Origin of the sequence: Brevibacillus brevis, from assembly GCF_031583145.1 — a bacterium.
Taxonomy (GTDB): Bacteria; Bacillota; Bacilli; order Brevibacillales; family Brevibacillaceae; genus Brevibacillus; species Brevibacillus brevis_E.
This window is the reverse complement of the sequence record NZ_CP134050.1, coordinates 2274570-2288240: the sequence shown is the minus strand read 5'-3', so window position 1 is coordinate 2288240 and position 13671 is coordinate 2274570. Positions and strand designations below refer to the sequence as shown.

16 protein-coding genes and 1 other annotated feature are annotated in these 13671 nt (G+C 55.3%); all 16 genes read right to left on the bottom strand.

The features are described 5' to 3' along the window. Window positions 1-21 precede the first annotated feature (21 nt). The 16 genes from glyS to RGB73_RS11315 all read right to left on the bottom strand — a co-directional run bounded on the left by glyS (window position 22) and on the right by RGB73_RS11315 (window position 13666). A complete protein-coding gene (gene glyS / locus RGB73_RS11390) occupies window positions 22-2091 on the bottom strand; it encodes a glycine--tRNA ligase subunit beta (protein WP_310771965.1) in 2070 nt (689 codons plus the stop codon). Beyond that, complete coding sequence (gene glyQ, locus RGB73_RS11385) at window positions 2084-3004, bottom strand: glycine--tRNA ligase subunit alpha (RefSeq protein ID WP_396136210.1); 921 nt, start codon at window positions 3002-3004, stop codon at window positions 2084-2086. The genes glyS and glyQ overlap by 8 nt, the downstream gene beginning before the upstream one ends. A 174-nt stretch (window positions 3005-3178) precedes the next feature. Next, window positions 3179-3355: a binding site (T-box leader), on the bottom strand. 45 nt (window positions 3356-3400) lie between these two features. After that, the gene (recO, locus tag RGB73_RS11380) at window positions 3401-4168 is read right to left on the bottom strand and encodes a DNA repair protein RecO (protein WP_310771961.1); all 768 of its coding nucleotides are present in this window, start codon (window positions 4166-4168) and stop codon (window positions 3401-3403) included. After that, window positions 4159-4314, bottom strand: a complete 156-nt coding sequence (locus tag RGB73_RS11375) for a YqzL family protein (protein WP_310771959.1) — start codon at window positions 4312-4314, stop codon at window positions 4159-4161. Before RGB73_RS11375 ends, recO begins: the two co-directional genes overlap by 10 nt. A 110-nt stretch (window positions 4315-4424) precedes the next feature. After that, window positions 4425-5342, bottom strand: coding sequence for a GTPase Era (gene era / locus RGB73_RS11370; protein WP_310771957.1), 918 nt, complete (start codon window positions 5340-5342; stop codon window positions 4425-4427). After that, complete coding sequence (locus tag RGB73_RS11365) at window positions 5335-5733, bottom strand: cytidine deaminase (RefSeq protein WP_310771955.1); 399 nt, start codon at window positions 5731-5733, stop codon at window positions 5335-5337. The genes era and RGB73_RS11365 overlap by 8 nt, the downstream gene beginning before the upstream one ends. A gap of 156 nt (window positions 5734-5889) precedes the next feature. Continuing rightward, a complete protein-coding gene (locus RGB73_RS11360) occupies window positions 5890-6273 on the bottom strand; it encodes a diacylglycerol kinase family protein (protein WP_310771953.1) in 384 nt (127 codons plus the stop codon). Window positions 6274-6282: 9 nt separating this feature from the next. After that, window positions 6283-6762, bottom strand: coding sequence for an rRNA maturation RNase YbeY (gene ybeY / locus RGB73_RS11355; RefSeq protein WP_310771951.1), 480 nt, complete (start codon window positions 6760-6762; stop codon window positions 6283-6285). A gap of 31 nt (window positions 6763-6793) precedes the next feature. Continuing rightward, window positions 6794-7768: a PhoH family protein gene (locus RGB73_RS11350; RefSeq protein WP_310771949.1), complete on the bottom strand. Its 975-nt coding sequence runs from the start codon at window positions 7766-7768 to the stop codon at window positions 6794-6796. 144 nt (window positions 7769-7912) lie between these two features. After that, window positions 7913-9127 carry a sporulation protein YqfD gene (yqfD, locus tag RGB73_RS11345; RefSeq protein WP_310771947.1) on the bottom strand — a complete coding sequence of 405 codons (1215 nt, stop codon included), beginning with the start codon at window positions 9125-9127 and terminating at the stop codon, window positions 7913-7915. 23 nt (window positions 9128-9150) lie between these two features. Further along, a complete protein-coding gene (gene yqfC / locus RGB73_RS11340) occupies window positions 9151-9447 on the bottom strand; it encodes a sporulation protein YqfC (RefSeq protein WP_310771945.1) in 297 nt (98 codons plus the stop codon). 226 nt (window positions 9448-9673) lie between these two features. Beyond that, complete coding sequence (locus tag RGB73_RS11335; RefSeq protein ID WP_310771943.1) at window positions 9674-9865, bottom strand: sigma-70 family RNA polymerase sigma factor; 192 nt, start codon at window positions 9863-9865, stop codon at window positions 9674-9676. A gap of 225 nt (window positions 9866-10090) precedes the next feature. Then, window positions 10091-10627, bottom strand: a complete 537-nt coding sequence (locus tag RGB73_RS11330; RefSeq protein WP_310771941.1) for a hypothetical protein — start codon at window positions 10625-10627, stop codon at window positions 10091-10093. A gap of 11 nt (window positions 10628-10638) precedes the next feature. Then, the gene (floA, locus tag RGB73_RS11325; RefSeq protein ID WP_310771939.1) at window positions 10639-11643 is read right to left on the bottom strand and encodes a flotillin-like protein FloA; all 1005 of its coding nucleotides are present in this window, start codon (window positions 11641-11643) and stop codon (window positions 10639-10641) included. 7 nt (window positions 11644-11650) lie between these two features. Continuing rightward, window positions 11651-12994 (bottom strand): NfeD family protein, encoded by a 1344-nt coding sequence (locus RGB73_RS11320; protein ID WP_310771937.1) that lies wholly within the window; start codon window positions 12992-12994, stop codon window positions 11651-11653. Between the two features lie 225 nt (window positions 12995-13219). Continuing rightward, window positions 13220-13666: a GatB/YqeY domain-containing protein gene (locus RGB73_RS11315; RefSeq protein ID WP_310771935.1), complete on the bottom strand. Its 447-nt coding sequence runs from the start codon at window positions 13664-13666 to the stop codon at window positions 13220-13222. Window positions 13667-13671 lie beyond the last annotated feature (5 nt).

The following is a 13671-nucleotide window of genomic DNA, read 5'->3' as shown; positions in this document are numbered from 1 at the left end:
GAGGCAATCGGCCGTATGGATTTATGCAAAGACGAGTTTGGAGAAATCTGCGTACCCGTAGATGAGACGGGACAGACGCAGCAGCAGACCCAGCCTGTTGGCCCGGACCGCCTGATCGTCCGCCATCACCATGACTTTATCGAAAAACGCATGGATCGGTTCGCGCAAGGTCGAAAGGGTCGCCAAGACTTTGTCCTGGTCGCTCAGGCCATCCACTTCCCTTTGCACCGACAGGTACGCCTGGTACAGCGAACGCTCCACCTCTTCCGCGAACAGCGCTTCATCGACTTTGTCCGCCTCCGCTTTTTGCGCCAGGTTGTTAACCCTGTTGAACTGCTCTACGACCAGCTTGAACTCTTCTCCTGCCACTGCCGCCATCAAGGCTTTGGCTTTTGCCATGATCATCGGCACGTAGGACAGGTCGGCGGAAAGGACCGCATCCACCACGTCGTAACGCACTTCGTTTTCCTGCAGGACGTTTTTCAGGCGGAGGGCAAAGAAGTCGACCAGGTCTTGTTTCACTTCTGCCGCAGTCCGTTTGTTTACGCCCTGAGCTGCGTACGTCTCAAGAGTCGCGTCCCACAGCTGTTCGAGCGAGAGCTGCCAGCCGCGCTCCAGAAGGATCGTGACGATACCGGCAGCCATGCGGCGCAGTCCGTACGGGTCTTGGGAGCCGGTCGGTACGATACCGATCGAGAAGATCCCGATAATCGTGTCCAGCTTGTCGGCCAGGCTGACGATGGCGCCTTGGGCGGACTTCGGCGTCAGGTCGCCGGCAAAGCGCGGCAAATAGTGCTCAAATACCCCACGTGCAACGACGTCGGCTTCTCCCGCTTTGCGAGCGTAGTCCTCGCCCATGATGCCTTGCAGCTCCGGGAATTCCCCGACCATGTTGGTGACCAGATCGAATTTGGCGATCTCTGCGATCCGGTCGACCTGCTTCGCTTCTTCCTGACTTACGCCGAGTTTTGCAGCGATTTGGGCAGCCGTCTTGCGCACGCGGCGCACTTTGTCTCCGATCGTTCCCAATTCCTCGTGGAAAACGATTGTCTCCAGTTTTTTCAGGCAGCTGTCGATCGACAGCTTCTGGTCTTCCACGTAGAAGAAGCGGGCGTCCGAAAGGCGGGCACGCAACACTTTTTCGTTCCCTTTTGCCACGTTTTCCAGAGCGCGAGAGTCGCCGTTCCGCACAGTCACGAAGTGGTTGAGCAGCTGACCCTCAGCGTTTTCCACCGGGAAGTAGCGCTGATGCTCGCGCATGGAGGTCACCAGCACCTCGCGGGGAATGCTCAGGAACTCTTCTTCGAACGTACCGTACAGCGCTGTCGGATATTCCACCAGGTGGACGACTTCGTCGAGCAGTCCTTCGTCCATCGGAATGTTCCATCCATTTTCCTGTTCCATTCGGCGAATCTGCTCCACGATCGTCGCACGGCGTTCCTCCGGGTCAACCATGACATGCTGCTCGGCAAGCTTGCCTTTGTATTCGTCAGGAGTCTGAATCTCCACGTCCGTACCGAGGAAGCGGTGACCGCGAGTGACTCGCCCGCTTTTTACCCCGGCGATCTCGAGGTCGATCAGCTCGTTCCCGAACAGAGCCACCAGCCAGCGAATCGGACGAACGTACTTCAGATCGTTGGCGCCCCAGCGCATGTTTTTCGGGAAGTTCATGCCCGCGATAACGTCGGCGAGCTGCGGCAAAAGCTCACGAGTCTCTTTTCCCGCTTCCGATTTGCGGGCGTGTACGTACTCCACACCGTTTACGTCCTTGAAGTACAGCTCCTCCGGCGATACGCCGTTGCTGCGGGCAAATCCGAGCGCCGCCTTCGTCCAGTTGCCTGCTTCGTCCTGGGCGATCTTGCGCGCAGGTCCTTTGGCTTCGTCGTTGCGGTCAGGCTGCTTCTCGGCGAGACCGCTCACGAGAACGGCAAAGCGTCGAGGCGTCTCCATCGAGGAGATCCCGTCGAACGGAACGCGCTGTTCCGCCAGCCATTTCTCCACCCGTTCTTTCAATTGCGCTGCCGCCGATGCGACAAAGCGGGCAGGCATTTCTTCCAATCCAACTTCCAGGAGCAAATCGCGCTTACTCATTTGCACCCTCTCCTTTCCGAGCAGCATCTTCGGTCGCGGCATTTCCTTTTTTCAAGAGCGGGAAGCCCAGTCTTTCGCGCTCTGCCAGATACGTCTGCGCGACTTCTCGGGACAGGTTGCGCACGCGCGCGATGTAACCTGCGCGCTCCGTCACGCTGATCACGCCTCGCGCATCCAGCAGATTGAAGGTATGCGAGCATTTCAGCACGTAGTCGTACGCAGGGTAAACCAGGTGCTCTTTCATCAAGCGCTTGGCTTCCGCTTCGTACGTATTGTACAGGTTGAACAGCATGTCCACGTCAGACAGCTCGAAGGTGTATTTCGAATGCTCGTACTCCGGCTGCAGGAATACATCCCCGTAAGTGAATCCGTTCACCCACTCCAGATCGAACACGTTTTCCTTTTCCTGAATGTAGGAGGCCAAACGCTCCAGGCCGTATGTCAGCTCGACCGCCACCGGTTTGCACTCCAGACCGCCCACCTGCTGGAAGTAAGTGAACTGGGTAATTTCCATCCCGTCGAGCCACACTTCCCATCCAAGGCCCCATGCACCGAGACCGGGATGCTCCCAGTTGTCCTCTACGAAGCGGATGTCGTGCTCCAACGGCTCAATTCCGAGCTCGCGCAAGCTGTCCAGATACAGCTCCTGAATGTTGTCAGGCGACGGCTTCATGATCACCTGGAACTGGTGATGCTGATACAGACGGTTCGGGTTTTCCCCGTAACGGCCGTCAGCCGGACGGCGTGACGGCTCCACGTAAGCGACGTTCCACGGCTCCGGTCCGATCGAGCGCAGGAACGTCATCGGATTCAGCGTACCCGCCCCTTTCTCCACGTCGTACGGCTGCACGATCAGGCAATTTTGTTTCGCCCAAAAGTTTTGCAGCGTCAAAATGATGTCTTGAAAAGTCATTTTCATGCCCATTTTCCTCCTTGCAATGTAAACTCGGCTTTGCCAAGTGTTTGAATTAGAAAACCTGGCTACGCCAATTTGGCGGAGCCGCGGTTGCCCTTATACTGGATAGGAATTTTATCAATTCCTATCTGTACAAAAAAACCTCCCGCCTCTACACCGTCCATGCGACAGTGTAGGGACGAGAGGATTCTCGCGGTTCCACCCTACTTGGCGAAAAAAGCATTCGCCCACCTTGGTTTATCAAATTGCTCCGGAACGCCCTTCATCAGCTTGGTGACCGGGCTCTCACCCTCCCCGGTTCGCTTGGACAGCCAGTGGCCGACTACTCTTTTCCTTCATGGCAACAATCGGTATCGAATTTGTTACTAATCATAACGAAAAGAAAAAGGGTTGTCAATCCGCACGTCCAGGCGGGGACAACCGTTCCAGCTGTTCCAGAAACGCGCGACTTTTCAACCGCAGATCCAGATGCTCGTCCATGAAGCTGCGAAGCACATGCTTCAGTTGATTGCGGGTCGCCGCTTTCACCTCAATTTCGCCCAGCCGCTCCAAATCAAATACCTGGAAAAGCCGAAGAAGCTTCCAGGTCGAAGGAGTGACCGCTATCGCATAAGGATCGGATGGCAGGCAAACAGGGCACAAAAGTCCCCCTTGCGACACGCTGATCGCATAAGGCTCCCTTTCTGCACCACAGTTTGCGCATGCGGACAATTGCGGCGAGATCCCGGCTACCATGAGCATCTTGGTTTCAAAAATTCGGCAGAGAATTTCTGCATCTCTTCCCTCGTCCAGATGCCGGAGGGTGTGTGCAAGCAGTTGAAACAGATACGGATTAGGCTCCCGTTCGTGCGTCAAACGATCCAACAGCTCTGCTATGTATGCGGCATAAGCCGTCGCATCGAGGCTTTGCCGCAAGTCCCGGAACGACTCCATGACATCTCCCTGGGAGAGATCAGGCATGCCGCTGCCGGGCCCTGCCTTGCACAGATAGTAGCCATGCGAAAACAACTGGGAGACGGCTGCCAGACGGCTTTTGGTTTTCTTGGCTCCTCGCGCCATGATTGCCAATTTACCGTTCTCCCGGGTAAACAATGTCACCACTTTGCTGGACTCGCCATAGTCCACGCTGCGAATGACAATTCCTTCCCACTTTACAAGCATGCCTGCGATTCACCCAACTCTTCCTGGGCGAGATCAAAGGAGGCCTCCTCGTCAGCACCATCCGTTTGATGGTGATCCCGGTAGAGAAGGTAAGCATGGATGTCACCGGTAGAAGCGAAAACTCTCCAAGAAAAGTCACGAAGCATGGAGCATCATCCTTTCCTGTATCGGGTCAATCCACTTCCTTCTTAGAATCACCTTTGCCCGTTTTTCTATGCCTTGGAAAAATTAACACTCCCGTTCGTGAATGGCTGTCCTACTCTTCGTCGTAGAAGCCGAAGTTGCGCAGCATCCGCTCCTGGTTGCGCCAGTCCTTCTTCACTTTGATCCACAGCTCCAGAAACACTTTGTCACCGAGAAGACGCTCGATGTCTTTGCGCGCACGGCGGCCGATCTCTTTGAGCATCTGGCCTTTTTCCCCGATCAGGATGCCGCGCTGGGAATCGCGCTCCACATAGATGGCAGCGTAAATGTACAGCGTCTTGCCGTTCTCCCCGCGCTTCATTTCCTCGACGACGACTGCGATGGAATGCGGCACTTCTTCCCGCGTCAAATGCAGCACCTTTTCCCGAATCAGCTCTGCCACGACAAAGCGCTCGGGATGATCGGTCACCTGATCGGCCGGATAAAACATCGGCCCTTCTTCCATTTCAGCAAAAATGGCTTCGGTAAGGGAGCCCGTATTGTTCCCTTCCAGTGCGGAAATCGGGACAATCTGCTTGAAATCGTACAGCTTGCGGTAGTCGTCGATGATCGGCAGCAAAGCTTCCGGATGGACTTTGTCAATTTTGTTGATGACCAGGAATACAGGCGTTTTCACCTGCTTCAGCCGTTCGATGATGTACTCGTCTCCGGCTCCGCGCTTTTCCGTCGCATCGACGACAAACAGGACCAGATCGACCTCGTTCAACGTGTTTTCCGCTACGGTCACCATGTAGTTGCCCAGCTTGGACTGCGGCTTGTGAATACCCGGCGTGTCGAGGAAGATGATTTGTCCTTCCTCGGTGGTATGCACCGCTGTAATTTTGTTGCGGGTGGTCTGCGGCTTGTTGGACATGATCGCGATCTTGGTGCCGACGATGTGGTTGAGCAATGTCGACTTTCCGACGTTCGGCCGGCCGACAATCGAGACGAAGCCGGACTTGAATGCTTTCTTGGTAGTGCGGTTATCCACGTAAATCCTCCTTGGTGAACGCCCCGGGGATCAGGGCGGATACAGTCGTTTCCCAAACATCGCCGTTCAGGTTGGTCAAATAGACAGGCATCTCGGGCGGGCACAGCTCAGCCATGACCTGACGGCACGCACCGCACGGGGATACCGCCTTGGGTGTATCGGCCGCGACGGCCAAAGCCTTGTAGCGTTTGTCTCCTTCGGAATACGCTTTGAACAGCGCCGTCCGCTCTGCGCAATTGCACAGGGAGTAGGCAGCGTTTTCGATGTTGCCGCCGAGATAGACTTTCCCTTCTTCCGTCAAAAGCGCTGCCCCGACATGAAAGCCGGAGTACGGCACATACGCCCGCTTCCTCGCTTCGATCGCCTGTGCCATCAATGCTTGTTTATCCATGTGCATCATTCCTTCTATCGGTATTCTTTCACCATGCTCCCCGGCACTTGCATGCATCCCGGGAAAGCTCTCTGTTATGTGGAGACGACAAGAGACCAGACCTCGTTCGCTCGCCGAGGGAAGCAGTCTGGTCCGAAAACAGCGGGATCGTTCTTTTTACGCAAAAAACCAAGCAGTCATTTTGTGATACAGTGGCGGTCCGAAAATCGCAAGGCCGATCGCTACTGATGTGAGGGCCGCGATCAGGACGGCTCCCGCGCTGGCATCCTTGGCCGCCTTCGCCTTGGCGTGCCACTGCGGCGATGCCAGGTCGACCACTGCCTCCACTGCCGTGTTGACGAGCTCCAGGGAGAAGACCAGCGCGATAGAAAAAAAGACCAGCAAAACATCGCTGCGGGGAATATGCAGCCACCAAGCGGCCGCCAGCACAACAACGGCAGCCGCAACGTGAATTTGCATGTTTCGCTGTGTCTTCACGGTATGGACAATCCCTTGCCAGGCGTAGGAAAAACTGCGCACCAGTCTGCGCCATTCTTTCACTGCTATCTCCTACCTCGTCAGGCCGATTTTCTCAAGTACTGCTTCTTGACGGGAAAACATTTCCTTTTCCTCTTCCTGCGTGCCGTGGTCGTAGCCAAGCAAGTGCAGAAAGCCGTGCACGGCGAGAAAACCGAGCTCTCTTTCCAGCGAATGCCCGTAGTCTTCGGCTTGCTCCTGCGCTTTCGGGAGCGAAATGATGATGTCGCCGAGCATGTTCGGAAACTCTTCCAGGTCGCCTTCGTCCAGATAAATTTCCATCTCGCCTTCGCCCGGTTCATTCATGGCGAACGACAAGACATCCGTCGGCCGATCCACGCCCCGATAGTCGCGGTTCAGCTCATGGATCCGCTCGTTGCTGACGATGGTGACGACGACTTCCCCGCTCACTTCCTCCTGGACGGCAGCTGCCTCCAGGCAACGGGTAATCAAGCTTTGCAAGTTTTCCTCGAGCGGTTCTACGTCTTCATGAAGTATTTCAACGGCTAGCACAGAAAGCTCATTCTCCTTTTTCCAACGCGATTTATTGATACTGGTGTTCGACTTCCTCTTTGGCATACGCCTGAATGATCTTTTGCACCAGGCTGTGACGGACCACGTCGCCCTCCTGAAAATGGATGAAGGCTACGTCCGGGATCGGGCTCAGAATTCGCTGCGCTTCCCGAAGCCCCGACTTTTTCCCTTTGGGCAAATCGACCTGTGTCACGTCGCCGGTAATGACCATTTTGGAGCCGAAGCCAAGGCGTGTCAAAAACATTTTCATCTGCTCGGGAGTCGTGTTTTGCGCTTCATCCAAAATAACGAACGAGTCTTCCAGCGTCCGGCCGCGCATATACGCCAACGGCGCCACCTCGATCAGCCCTCGCTCCATCATTTTGGCGACCTGTTCATTGCCCAGCATGTCGTACAAGGCATCGTAGAGAGGCCGCAGGTACGGGTCTACCTTCTCCTGCAAATCCCCTGGCAAAAATCCGAGGCTTTCCCCTGCTTCCACTGCTGGCCGGGTCAGCACGATCCGTTTCACCCGCCCGTTTTTGAGCGCGGTGACCGCCGTCACCACTGCCAGATACGTCTTCCCGGTTCCGGCCGGTCCGATTCCGAATACGATGTCCTTCTTTTTGATCGCGGACAAATAATGGCGCTGTCCGAGTGTTTTCGCTCGAATCGTCTTCCCCCGTTGGGTACGGGCCACTTCTTCGTCGTATACGTCCAGCAATTGCGATGCCTGACCTTCTCTGCTTAACATCATCGCGTACGAGATGTCGCGTTCGGACAGGGCAATCCCTCTGCGGATCAGTTGCAGCAAGATACCGATCAGTTCAGCCAGCTTATCCACTTCCGGCTTGTCGCCGCTGATCACGAGCTCGCCTTCCCGCGTCATGATTTTGGCGGAACTGTTTTCTTCGATCAAAGTCAAGTACGCGTCGTGTGGTCCGAACAAAAGCAAGGCCTCAGATGCGTCTGCAAATGGGATTCTTACCTCATCTTGTAGGTGCAACAGGCTTCCATCTCCTTGCAACGGTAATAAAAAACCTTTCGCGGTCCACTAAGGGAGGAACGCCCTCGATGCAGCGAAGGTTTTTATGGGCTCCAGTATCGATAAGCAGCTATGCTTACCCATTCTAGCACGTTCAGGTTTACGTCATGGCTTGCCAGTCTCAGCCGGCGTCTGCGGAACCCACGTGAGCGGCTGTTCAACGGCAATATCCTCAATGACGGAAAAATGAATGCTCAAGTAAACTTTACCATTCTCTGATGTGACGTGCAAAACTTTTTCATCCGCGATCACGGCGTCCTTGCCCGCCTTTCTCAGGATGTCTTCCCTGGCAAAGCGTTTGGCTGTCTCCGTCGCCTCCTGAACCGTAATTTTCTTCTGCACCGGCTCCGTCTCCATCGCGTGGATCGTCTTCCACCCGACAGGAGAGGTGTACCCTGAGAACGACGGGACGAATCGGGATTCCGTCTCTTCCGCGTGGCCAAAGGTCAGCTTGTTCAGCGGCCACACTTGCACGGCGTAGGAGCCAAGCAGCAGGTATTGCCGCTCCTGCTGCTCACCTGTCAAGCGGTACATCGTCTGCGTGAGCGGGACGGAAACCTCGCTCACGTACCACACTTCTCCCTTCACCGTCCCCCGGGCCGATACGGCTTGCTGGCGCGTCTCGTTGCCAATGATTCCCGAGATCAGCACTTGCCCTTTTTCTACCAGCTGGTTTACGGTTACCTGGCTTTTCCCTACTTCGGGCAAAATTTTAGTGATCACCGCGCGCTTTTTCGCTACCAAATGCCGCGGACTTGTCGGCTGCGGCTTCACAGGAGCATCCTTTTCCACGACCTGCAGCAGCACTCTCGTCCCCTGGATATCCACTCCCACCCAGGTGGCTTCCGGCAGCAAGCTCATGAGCTCTTTCTGCATGGTCAATGGTTCTTTTAGTTTGACCTTCCATGCCCCTTCTTTAATCCCGATCTGCTCCGCGGCCTTAAGCACCTTCTGCGGGTCCATGTGACGGGTGCCGCTCACTTCCACAGTCCAGACAAACGAAGAGAGCATGTACAATCCGAGGAAAAAAAGAACGGCTCCGATAGCCAGTCCCAAGCGCCTGCGCAGTCGGATCAGCCAAAACGGCAAGCCTCCCCGGCTGTCGACATGGGCGCGACAGCCTGTCTCCCGCAGCAGCGGGCGCAGCCGGAAGTAATCCCGAATCACGATATCGCAACGAGTCAGCTCTTCCCCTACCCGACGAATATTCCAGATGCGAATCCCGTCCCGAACGGCCATATTCAACAAACGCTCGAATCGCTTCCCCCGCACCGTTATGGTGACGTGACCGTCGATCCACTCTTTCAGCCCGTTTCGCATATGTCTCCCCGCTTTCTTTCGTGTTACGAGCCCTTTGGCCCGGTTTCCAAAAATTTTACGCCTCCGATCCTACCTTCCAGCAAGACTTCCTCTGGCAGGATCGCCCGGATGACGAGTTGTTCGCCTGTTACGATCATCTGGCCATTCGTCAACAGCAAACGGAGCTCTTTTTCACTAAAGTGCAGAACTCCGCGGTGGTTTTCTATGTACATTTGCAAATGACCGATCATCGTGATGCGCGGGACTTCTAGAACGACGTCTTGCGGCAGCTCCAGTACCCCTCCCGCCAGTTGGCGCAGACGGCGGCTCCAACGCTTCATGGATAAGCCCCCTCTCTTACTAGCGCTACTGCGCCGAATCAGCTTCCGACTTCTTTGCCCGTTTCCGATGGCCGTGCAAAACCGTTCTTACCTATGGGTATGCGCTGGAGCCCGTTGGCATGCGTATGAAAACGACCTCTGGCAAGTAGCCGCCTTGGGGGAAAAAACTCATGAAAGAGGACCATGCCGCTTCGGTTTCGCCAGCGGCATGGTCCTCGCATTATCGTTATTCTTCAGGAGGTAGGGATACGGCTTGATTTCGCGAAAGCGCCTTCCATTTCTTCAGGACTCGCTTCACTTTTTCCGCAGTGCATCCACAAGCGATCGCGGTCTCATAGATGGATTTCTTTTCGACGATGACAAGCCGGATCACTTTTTGTCGGAAACGACCCATACTTTCAAACATTTGCTGGTTCATTGCCTGCCCACTGCCCCTCATTCCATGATTGGAAGAAATTTCTATAATATCAGAATAGTCAACCCGGCGAATGGACACAAGACAAGTTATTCGCTAACTTTCGACAAAAGTCCCTGTTTGGCTCGACGGCCAAAACCATATCGGACAGCTCTGTTCCCCTTCTGAATCGATACAAAAAAACAGGTGAACCCGAGAGTCCACCTGCCTTGTTTTATATTGAATCGCTTATGCGTTTCTTCTGCGCGCGGCCGGAGGAGCAAAGGGCGCTTTGGAGCGCGGTTCTCCAAAAATGATCGCCCACTTCATCCCTTCACGCGGATCGATATCTGCTGCGACAGCTTCAGGCGCCTCCACAAGGACAGGCTTTTTTGTCTGCTTTCGTTCAGCCTCGTGCACGGAATGGTCTGACTCTGCAAATGCCCACTCCTGCTCGACTCCTACCCCTTCCAGCGATTCGAAGGGCGCGGGCTGAATCGGCTCGTATTTGGAGGAAGCCCGGACCTGCCTGCGTTCTTCCGGCAGATCCTCACCGCTTGCAGAATTCAGCGTACGTACTTGCCTTCGCTCCTCGGATGGTTGAGGGTGAGGAAACCCTCCGCTCTCCACAGGGGTGAGGGTACGCTGCGCCCTGCCTTGGGACATCTTTTTGCCTTTGCCAAAAACCTTGTAGCCGATAAACGCCAGTATGACCACCCAGAACTTGCCGATCAGCGGAAGCAACCAGCCCAACAGGTCAAAGAGGAGTTCCAAGAGATCGTCCATGGAGATCGCCCTTATTCCTGTCCGTCAGGCGGCGTATTCTTCGGCTTGTCTCCGCCGGTTCCGAATGATTGGCGCATTTGCGTATCGGCCGCGATGTTCTGCATGTTGTAGTAATCCATCACGCCGAGCTTTCCGTTGTTCAGGGCTTCGGCAAGCGCGAGGGGAACCTGCGCCTCTGCTTCCACGACCTTCGCCTTCATCTCTTGTACGCGCGCCTTCATTTCCTGCTCCTGGGCTACTGCCATCGCGCGGCGTTCTTCCGCTTTTGCCTGGGCAATGCGTTTGTCCGCTTCCGCCTGATCGGTCTGCAACTGGGCCCCGATGTTTTTCCCGACATCGACGTCCGCGATGTCGATGGACAAGATTTCAAAGGCGGTTCCCGCATCCAACCCTTTGTTCAACACGGTCTTGGAGATGAGATCTGGATTTTCCAGAACATCCTTGTGGCTGTCGGAAGAACCGATCGTCGAGACGATCCCTTCGCCGACACGGGCGATGATCGTCTCTTCTCCCGCACCCCCGACCAGCCGGTCGATATTCGCGCGCACGGTGACCTTCGCTTTCGTGCGCAGTTCAATCCCGTCCTTGGCCATTGCCGCTACGATCGGCGTCTCGATCACTTTCGGGTTGACGCTCATCTGCACGGCTTCCAGCACGTCTCGACCCGCGAGGTCAATGGCGGCCGCGCGTTCAAAGCCCAGAGGAATATCTGCACGCTGCGCTGCGACAAGCGCGTCCACGACACGGTCGACGTTACCGCCTGCCAGGTAGTGGCTCTCCAACTGATTGGTATCGAGCTCCAGGCCCGCTTTGCGCGCTTTGATCAATGGATTCACGATCCGCGACGGGATTACCCGGCGAAGCCGCATCGCGACGAGTGTAATGATCCCGATGCGCACGCCCGAAGCCAGCGCGGAAATCCACAGCATGACTGGAACGAACGAGAAAAAGATCGAGAGAACGACGATGGCTACCGCCACCAAAAAAATGAGAGGAATCAATCCGCTTTCCAACATGTAGCAATCACTCCTTAAGTTCTTGTTCCTGCACGACGACGCGGGTGCCTTCCACCTGAACCACGACTACGGGGGTTCCAGCCGGAATGAATCCGCCGATGCTCACCGCGTCTACTCGCTTGCCTTCTACCTTCACCATGCCGGCAGGGCGCAGCGGCGTCAGAGCCACACCTGTTTTCTCCAGCAAATCACGCTGGTCTTTCGGTGCGACGTACCCTTCTTCGTTTCGCTGCACGTCGCCCAGAATGAATTTCTTGAACAATCCATTCCCCCCAAATCGTTTCACAAGCAGAATCGTGACAATTACCGTGATGACCGCGGCAATACCTAGCGAAGCGATACCTTGCTTCGTGTCATAGGCCGCCATGACCAATCCGGTGACGATGCTGATGAAGCCAATCGCCCCCACGATACCGCCTGGAAGAAAGATTTCCATGATCATCAGAAGAATCCCGATGATAAACAGCGCGATGTGCAGCCAGGTAGCGAACCCTGCCACAAAATGACCGAAGAAATACAATCCAAACGCCACCAGTGAAATCGTGCCTGCGACCCCGAAGCCGGGAGCGAACAGCTCGACGACGATTCCGACCAGACCGATCACCAGCAGCAGGCTCATGACAACCGGACTGGTTACCCATCTGGCGACCACCTCTCCCGCCGTCGGGTCGATATGCTGGACCGAGTCCGGATTCACGCCGAGCTGCTTCAACAGTTCGTCCTGGCCGGAGACCAGCCGGTCCGCATACCCTAGGTTTTTGGCCGTATGCGCGTCCAGTGAGAGCACGGTCCCTTTTGGCTTCAGCCCGGGAAACTCGGTATCGATCTCGACCATGGCCCTGGCCACATCCACATTGCGATGATTCAATTGGGCCGCACTTTGCATCTGCTTCGACCACGCAGAAATAATTTTGATGTCGGCGGCGTTGCCCGCCATGTCGATCGGGGTTGCCGCCCCCATGCTGCTCCCTGGGGTCATCGCGATTTCATTGGCATTCAAGGCGATGTATGTCCCTGCTGAAAAGGCTTGGTTGTCTATATAAGCGACCACGTGCATGGGAGCTTGCCGGATGAGCTGCCCGATTTCTCCCGCAGCGTTCACTTCTCCTCCCGGTGTGTTGATGTCCAGGATGACGAGATCGGCCTGCTGCTGCTCCGCTTCCAGAAAAGCCCGTTTCAAAAAGCTTTCCAGCCCCCGCTCGATGGTATTGTCGACAGGAATCCAAAACGCTTTCTGGTAGGACGCGGCTGTCGCCGTCTGTCCGGAGATGAGCATCATGAGTCCTGCCAGCAGGCTAAGCAGCGAGAACAGTACCCGCCAGCGCCGTATCGTTGGTCGTGCTGCAATCATGACATTTCCCTCCTCTCTACCTATCAGCTTCCACGATTGGCTACTATGGTATACGAAAGCGATTGGGAATCGTTTCATTTTTTCATAAAAAACCCCTACCAAAGTCTGGCAGGAAAAGGGACCGCGGAAGGAGCCGGGTACCCCTTCCCCCTTTTCTAAAGAAAAAACCCAGCCTTCTTCAAGGCTGGGTCTCTTCTGTTCGTATCTATATGAGGTGTTACTCGTCTACGATGGTAGTTCCTCAGATACAATCTTTTGCACGAGGTTTCCGTCTGCTCTGCCCTTCACTTTCGGCATGATCGCGCCCATCACTTTGCCCATCTCTTTTTTCGAGGAGGCATTGGTAGCGGCGATCGCTTCCCGAACGATCTCGCGAATTTCATCTTCGCTTAGCTGAGCGGGTAAGTAAGCGGCGAGCACGTCAATCTCTTCGCGCGCTTTCGAGGCGAGGTCCACTCGGCCTGCCTTTTCAAATTCGTGGAGGGATTCACGGCGTTGTTTTAACTCACGAGTCAAGATGGTCAGCACTTCGTCGTCAGACAAAGGTCTGCCTTTGTTAATCTCTTCATTCTTCAAAGCGGCTTTCACCATGCGAATAACAGAGAGTTTTAGAGCAGCTTTGTCCTTCATTGCTTGTTTCATATCTTGATCGAGTCGCTCCATTACACTCATGATGA

Bases quoted from the DNA above. Each gene is read 5' to 3' on its own strand.
- RGB73_RS11330 (WP_310771941.1), bottom strand. From the start codon at position 10,627: ATGGACGATCTCTTGGAACTCCTCTTTGACCTGTTGGGCTGGTTGCTT.
- yqfD (WP_310771947.1), bottom strand. From the start codon at position 9,127: ATGCGAAACGGGCTGAAAGAGTGGATCGACGGTCACGTCACCATAACG.
- yqfC (WP_310771945.1), bottom strand. From the start codon at position 9,447: ATGAAGCGTTGGAGCCGCCGTCTGCGCCAACTGGCGGGAGGGGTACTG.
- RGB73_RS11315 (WP_310771935.1), bottom strand. From the start codon at position 13,666: ATGAGTGTAATGGAGCGACTCGATCAAGATATGAAACAAGCAATGAAG.
- RGB73_RS11320 (WP_310771937.1), bottom strand. From the start codon at position 12,994: ATGATTGCAGCACGACCAACGATACGGCGCTGGCGGGTACTGTTCTCG.
- RGB73_RS11335 (WP_310771943.1), bottom strand. From the start codon at position 9,865: ATGAACCAGCAAATGTTTGAAAGTATGGGTCGTTTCCGACAAAAAGTG.
- recO (WP_310771961.1), bottom strand. From the start codon at position 4,168: ATGCTTGTAAAGTGGGAAGGAATTGTCATTCGCAGCGTGGACTATGGC.
- glyQ (WP_396136210.1), bottom strand. From the start codon at position 3,004: ATGACTTTTCAAGACATCATTTTGACGCTGCAAAACTTTTGGGCGAAA.
- glyS (WP_310771965.1), bottom strand. From the start codon at position 2,091: ATGAGTAAGCGCGATTTGCTCCTGGAAGTTGGATTGGAAGAAATGCCT.
- RGB73_RS11365 (WP_310771955.1), bottom strand. From the start codon at position 5,733: ATGGATAAACAAGCATTGATGGCACAGGCGATCGAAGCGAGGAAGCGG.
- RGB73_RS11375 (WP_310771959.1), bottom strand. From the start codon at position 4,314: ATGCTTCGTGACTTTTCTTGGAGAGTTTTCGCTTCTACCGGTGACATC.
- floA (WP_310771939.1), bottom strand. From the start codon at position 11,643: ATGTTGGAAAGCGGATTGATTCCTCTCATTTTTTTGGTGGCGGTAGCC.